The sequence below is a fragment of the Acinetobacter sp. genome, from assembly GCF_036659555.1.
Classification (GTDB): Bacteria; Pseudomonadota; Gammaproteobacteria; order Pseudomonadales; family Moraxellaceae; genus Acinetobacter.
Genome location: NZ_JAVXCI010000023.1, coordinates 26,431 through 31,453 on the forward strand (window position 1 = coordinate 26,431; position 5,023 = coordinate 31,453).

Here is a 5,023-nt window from a genome sequence, read left to right on the forward strand (position 1 = left end):
GAGGGCAAATTATACAGAAAAATAATAGAATTTAGTAGTGACAGTTTATTGACAATACCGATTTTTTTGATGACCGGCGCGCTTTTGGTTTTGTAAAGCGCTGCAATCAGATTAGAATAGCGCCACCTAGCCTCTATTTGCCTTGACACATGTCTGATTTAAATCAATCTCCCGATTCTAAAGGCCAGCTCGACTTAGTCTACGGACTGGATGACCGCCCCAAACCGTTTATCGCTTTTTTAGCCGCATTTCAGCATCTGCTGGCCATTATTGTGCCAATTGTCACGCCCGGCCTGCTGATCTGCCTGGCTTTGGGCGTTTCCCAGCAAGACACCAACATGATCCTTTCCATGTCTTTGGTGATTTCCGGCATTGCCACATTCCTGCAATGCAAGAAAGCCGGGCCGTTTGGCGCAGGCCTGCTGATTGTCCAAGGCACCAGCTTTAACTTTATCGGCCCGATTATCGGCATCGGCTCCGCCATGGTGGCTGCCGGCACGCCGGTTGAAGCGGTTATGGCCTCTATTTTCGGCGTGGTGATTGCAGGCTCATTCATTGAAATGGGGGTGTCGCGCATCCTGCCGTGGGTGAAAAAGCTGATTACCCCTTTAGTGACAGGCATTGTAGTGCTGCTGATTGGCCTGACCTTAATTAAGGAAGGCCTGATCAGCATGGGCGGCGGCTATCAGGCGATGGGCGATAAAACTTTTGCCAATGCAGACAACCTGATTATGTCCTGCACGGTTTTAGCGATTATTATTGTGCTGAACCGCGTGCGCATCACCTGGATCAAAAGCTCCGCTATTTTAATTGCCTTGGTGATTGGCTACATTGTTGCCGGCTTTATGGGCCATCTGGACTTTTCCGGCCTGAAAGATGCGCCGCTGGTGCAGATTCCAACACCAATGCACTTCGGCCTAAGCTTTTCCTGGAGCCTGTTCATCCCAATGGCATTCATCTATCTGGTGACGTCTTTAGAGGCAATCGGCGATATTACCGCGACATCCAAACTGTCCAACCAGCCGGTTGACGGCCCGCAATGGATGCAGCGCATTAAAGGCGGCGTCTTGGTGAATGGCGCGAACTCCTTTCTTGCCGGCATTTTCAACACCTTCCCCAGCTCGGTATTCGCGCAGAATAATGGCGTGATTCAGCTGACCGGCGTCGCCAGCCGCTATGTCGGCATCTGGATTGCAGCCCTGCTGGTGATCCTCGGCCTGTTTCCTGCCGTGGCCGGCGTCATTCAGGCTGTGCCACAGGCCGTGCTGGGCGGCGCAGTCATGGTGATGTTTGGCGCAGTCGCAGCTTCCGGCATCAATATTCTGTCAGGCGTGCAATTAGACCGCCGCGCCCTGCTGATTATCGCCATTTCGCTGGCGCTGGGCCTTGGCGTTGCGCAAGTGCCGCAGATTCTGGAGCACCTTCCGGAATTAATCCGCAATATTTTCAGCTCAGGCGTCGCCACAGGCGGCATCGCAGCGCTTTTACTCAACATTATTCTTCCTGAAACGAAGAAATAATTTCATTTCAGTTTGCACGGTGCCCAGCGTTGCCTGGGCGCCGTTTTTACTTAGGAGCAGCAAACAATGGATCCGAGAAGTGAAGTGGTTCTTCGTCAGCAAGATTACCTGACTGGCCCCCTCCTGCTTGTCAACGCGCCCTGCGATGAGCTGCAGGCGCAGCTGCCGCCCCATGCTGAGGCGCAGTTTTGGACCTGGAATTATAACGAATATCTGCACTTTCAGAACCGCCAAAGCCAGGTGCATTTCGGCATTACCCTGCCTGAAGCGGAATTTGAGCAGGCGATTGTGTTTGTGCCGAAATCAAAAGAACTGCTGAATTACATCCTGCACAATCTGGCCAGCAGGCTGAAAGCCGGCTCATCCATCTTCTTAGTCGGCGAGAAAAAAGGCGGCGTCGAGCGCGCAGCCAAGCAGCTGCTGCCTTATGGCGATGCCGTCAAGCTGGACAGCGCGCGCCACTGCCAAATGTGGCAGCTCACCACCAAGATTACCGAAACACTCAAGCCGCTGGAAAGCTGGGTGCAGGAATATACGGTCAATACGCCGAAAGGCGATTTAAGCATTTGCGCGCTGCCGGGCGTATTCAGCCAAAACCGGCTGGATATCGGCACAGCCGCGCTGCTGCCGCATCTGCAGCAGGTCAGCTCCGGTAAAATTGCCGATTTCGGCTGCGGCGCCGGCGTGATCAGTGCTTATTTGGCCAAGCTGAACCCGAAAAACCGCATTTTTGCGCTGGATGTCGACGCTTTCGCTTTGGCTTCCACCCGCCTGACCTTCAGCAAAAACAATCTTGCGCCCGAACAGCTTGAAATCAAGGCAGTCAGCGGCATAGAGGATGCGCCGCTGTTCCTGCACGCAATCGTCAGCAACCCCCCATTCCATCAGGGCATCCATACCGATTACAATGCCAGTGAAAATTTATGCAAAACAGCGCGGCGCCATCTGAAATCCGGCGGCGAATTATGGATTGTCGCCAACCGCTTTTTGAATTACCCATTATTAATTGAGCAGAACTTCGGCCAATGCATAACCAAAGCCGATCAGCAAGGCTTTAAAGTGCTGTTTGCCAGCACTCAAAAAAATATTAAGGAACAACGATGAGCGAAACGACTCAACCGGCGCACCTCAAGCGGAAGCTGGGCGCCCGCCATCTGAATATGATCGCAATCGGCGGTTCAATTGGAACAGGCCTATTCCTCGCTTCTGGCGCCACGATCGCCAATGCCGGCCCGGGCGGCGCCTTGCTGGCCTATGCCCTGATTGGCGTCATGATTTACTTCCTGATGACCAGCTTGGGCGAGCTTGCAACGCACAACCCGACTTCAGGGGCTTTCTTCACCTACGGCAATAAATATGTCGAAGGCGGTTTCGGCTTCGCCTTGGGCTGGAACTACTGGTACAACTGGGCCATTACCGTCGCCTTTGAACTGGTTGCGGTGCAGTTCATTATGAAATTCTGGTTTCCGGATGTGCCCGGATTTTACTGGAGCGCCCTCTTCCTCGCGATTATTTTCGGGATCAACTGCCTCACTGTCAAAGGCTTCGGCGAAAGCGAATTCGTGTTTTCTCTGGTCAAAGTACTGGCCATCATCGCATTCATCATTATCGGCATGGCGATGATTGTTAAAATCATGCTGACGCCGGGCATGGCGACATTCAGCAACTGGACCAAAGGCGATGCGCCTTTCGTCGGCGGCTTGCAGGCCATGATCGGCGTGGCGATGATTGCCGGATTCTCATTCCAGGGCACCGAAATGGTCGGCGTGGCTGCCGGCGAATCGAAAGATCCGCAGAAAACCATTCCTGTCGCCATCAAGCAGATTTTCTGGCGCATCCTGCTGTTTTATGTGGTGTGCATTTTCATTATCGGCACATTGGTGTCTTATGATGATCCGCGCCTGCTGCAGGCGGCTTCCAGCGCAGATATTGCGCTTTCGCCATTTACCCTGCTGTATGAAAAAGCCGGCTTTGCATTCGCCGCCAGCTTAATGAATGCGGTAATTCTGACCGCTATTCTGTCTGCGGGCAACTCAGGCATGTATTCATCTACCCGCATGCTGTTTGACATGGCGCGCCAAGGCCGCGCGCCAAAATGGTTCGCCAGGTTAGATCCGCGCGGCGTTCCAATGAATGCGCTTTACGCCACCACGGCAATCGCTGCGCTGTGCTTCTTAACCACATTTATCGGCGAGCAGGAAGTCTTCAACTGGCTGCTGAATATGTCCGGCATGTGCGGCTTTATTGTCTGGCTCGGCATTGCGATTTCGCATTACCGCTTCCGCAAGGGCTATCTGGCGCAGGGCTATAAATTGGATGATTTGGCCTATAAAGCCAAGTTTTTCCCTTTTGCGCCGTGGTTCGCCTTCATCCTGTGCTCAATCATTATTCTAGGCCAAAATTATGAAGCGCTGATCGGCGGAAAAATTGACTGGCTGGGCCTTGCTTCAACCTACATCAGCATTCCGCTGTTTCTGATCATTTGGCTGGGCTACAAGTGGAAGCATAAAACCAAGCTGATTCCATACAGCGAAATGGATGTCAAGCCAATGCGCGTGGACAGCGACGATTAAGTTTCCGCATCAATAAAAAAACAGCCTTCGGGCTGTTTTTTTATTGCAATCAAACTGATCAGCCGCAAGGTGCGGCGCGCAGGCTTTTGCGCTTAAGCTTAACTGTAGCGCAAGGCAAATGAACTGCCCTCAATCACCAGCGCCTGACGGCAAATCCCCTCAGCGTTCCGCTGCTGCTCAAAAACCTTTGCCGGCATCGGGTCAAAACTGTCAAAAAAGCAGACTTCCCGTTCATCCATGGCATAAATAAGCGAATGGTTGCCCACGCCCTGCAAAGTGTCGTAGAACACAATCACAAAACACCCTATATTAACTGCATCACGCAGCCCCTGATAGCTCAATGCCGGCAGCACAGGAATGCTCAGATTTTGGGCTTCCGCATAGCACGGCAGCTCCTTTTCATGCATATGCGGATCATCATCCGTATGAAACATGACGGAAAAACCGAACTTTTCCAATGCCACGGCTAAGCCGATGCCGAAAGTGCCATCTTCAGCATCATGCCTGCAGGCCTGCGCAAGCCTCTCAATATCCATATTGACGCCATAATGCCGCAGCACCATCCACACGGCAAAAACTCCGCAGTTGGATTCCAAATGTAGCAGGGGTTCAGGAATTTGCAAACTCAAGGCGGATCTCACAGTTCAATACAGTTAATCTTCAATTTACCCGCGAATTTTACAATAAAAAAAGCAGCCTTTCGGCTGCTTTTTTCAGATCAGTTCAATAATGAATTATTGAGCTTGCTGACCTTCTACAATCACTGTGCGGCTGCCAGAAATCGTCGCGAATACGCGGCGGTTCATAGCGCGGCCTTCTTTAGTGTTGTTGTCAGCAATCGGCTGATCCCAAGCGAAACCTTGAGTAGCCAAACGCGCTGGATCTACATTGTATTCATTTACAAGTGAAGATTTAACAGAGTTAGCACGA

General features: G+C 52.0%; 5 protein-coding genes. 3 read left to right on the forward strand and 2 right to left on the reverse strand.

Features of this window, described 5'->3' with window-relative positions; genetic code table 11:
- Positions 1-149: 149 nt before the first annotated feature.
- The 3 genes from RSA72_RS04975 (at position 150) to RSA72_RS04985 (ending at position 4,093) form a co-directional block, all read left to right on the forward strand.
- The gene (locus tag RSA72_RS04975; protein WP_332624061.1) at positions 150-1,520 is read left to right on the forward strand and encodes a uracil-xanthine permease family protein; all 1,371 of its coding nucleotides are present in this window, start codon (positions 150-152) and stop codon (positions 1,518-1,520) included.
- A gap of 66 nt (positions 1,521-1,586) precedes the next feature.
- Positions 1,587-2,624, forward strand: coding sequence for a class I SAM-dependent methyltransferase (locus RSA72_RS04980; RefSeq protein WP_332624062.1), 1,038 nt, complete (start codon positions 1,587-1,589; stop codon positions 2,622-2,624).
- Positions 2,621-4,093 (forward strand): amino acid permease, encoded by a 1,473-nt coding sequence (locus RSA72_RS04985; protein WP_332624063.1) that lies wholly within the window; start codon positions 2,621-2,623, stop codon positions 4,091-4,093. The genes RSA72_RS04980 and RSA72_RS04985 overlap by 4 nt, the downstream gene beginning before the upstream one ends.
- Before the next feature lie 98 nt (positions 4,094-4,191).
- Here the strand turns inward: RSA72_RS04985 and RSA72_RS04990 are convergent, their stop codons facing one another.
- Positions 4,192-4,722 carry a cysteine peptidase family C39 domain-containing protein gene (locus RSA72_RS04990; RefSeq protein ID WP_332624064.1) on the reverse strand — a complete coding sequence of 177 codons (531 nt, stop codon included), beginning with the start codon at positions 4,720-4,722 and terminating at the stop codon, positions 4,192-4,194.
- Between the two features lie 105 nt (positions 4,723-4,827).
- The coding region (locus RSA72_RS04995; protein ID WP_332632828.1) for an OmpA family protein at positions 4,828-5,023 on the reverse strand (196 nt) is incomplete at its 5' end.